This window comes from Streptomyces rugosispiralis, from assembly GCF_024505145.1.
Classification (GTDB): Bacteria; Actinomycetota; Actinomycetes; order Streptomycetales; family Streptomycetaceae; genus Streptomyces; species Streptomyces rugosispiralis.
In genome coordinates this window covers 1-850 of sequence record NZ_JANIAA010000186.1, presented here as the reverse complement: position 1 = coordinate 850, position 850 = coordinate 1, and the positions used below count along the sequence as shown (strand labels likewise).

The following is an 850-nucleotide window of genomic DNA, read 5'->3' as shown; positions in this document are numbered from 1 at the left end:
ACGGACTACGAGGACACCCTGCTCAATCCGTATATCGCGGCCGAGCGAGGCTACGTCGACACGGTGATCATGCCCTCCGAGACCCGCCGCCACATCGTCCGCGGCCTGCGGACACTGCGGAACAAGCGCGAAGCCCTGCCCCCGAAGAAGCACGGCAACATCCCCCTCTAGCCCCCTAGCGAAGGGCTGTTTCCATGATCCGTATTGTCCGGGGCAACCCCACTCCCGAAGAGCTGGCCGCCGCGCTCGTGGTGGTCCAAGCCCGCGCCGCAGCGGCCTCAGCCATTCCTGCGACGCCGCAGCACCTGCACGGGTGGACGGCCAAAACCCGCACCATCTCGTGCGACGCCTCGCTCCAGCCGGGCCCGGCAGCGTGGCGCAGCTCCTACTGGCCACGCTGAGGAACCCACGGGGCCCGCATCCGCGACGTCGTCGCACAAGCACGGCGAACTCCCTGGCCCTGGCGGCCGGTGGGGTCCTCCCGCCCCACTGACCATTCGAACGGAGAGACCGTGAAGACTCCGCGACAGCGGACAGCTCGTGCCGGTACCGGTGCCGCGCCGGTGCCGGGCACCCGTATCGTCGAGCCCGAGATTGACGGCCACGACCGCGGCGCCAACGCCGTCGCCCGGACCCCGCGCCCCACCGGCTACGAAGTCATCGGCATCGACCCGCACCGGGCCCCGGAACAGATCCTTGTCGGCGACATCATTCCCGACGTCGGCATCCCCACGCCGAAGGCCACGGACATCCACGCGGTCTCCCCCGGCGCGGACATGAGCCAGATCCTCGAAACCACCGACCGGCTCTACGCCGCCCCGAACCAGACCCTGGAGCCGACATGCTGATG

Annotated in this window: 3 protein-coding genes; all 3 read left to right on the top strand. The window is 69.6% G+C overall.

The features are described 5' to 3' along the window. The coding region (locus tag NP777_RS46980) for a carboxyl transferase domain-containing protein (RefSeq protein ID WP_305890869.1) at positions 1-171 on the top strand (171 nt) is incomplete at its 5' end. A 23-nt stretch (positions 172-194) separates the two neighbouring features. Then, the gene (locus NP777_RS46975; RefSeq protein ID WP_256656338.1) at positions 195-401 is read left to right on the top strand and encodes an acyl-CoA carboxylase epsilon subunit; all 207 of its coding nucleotides are present in this window, start codon (positions 195-197) and stop codon (positions 399-401) included. Between the two features lie 111 nt (positions 402-512). Further along, the gene (locus NP777_RS46970) at positions 513-848 is read left to right on the top strand and encodes a hypothetical protein (protein ID WP_256656337.1); all 336 of its coding nucleotides are present in this window, start codon (positions 513-515) and stop codon (positions 846-848) included. Positions 849-850: the final 2 nt, after the last annotated feature.

Coding starts and splice junctions, on each gene's coding strand:
- NP777_RS46975 (WP_256656338.1), top strand. CDS start 195: ATGATCCGTATTGTCCGGGGCAACCCCACTCCCGAAGAGCTGGCCGCC.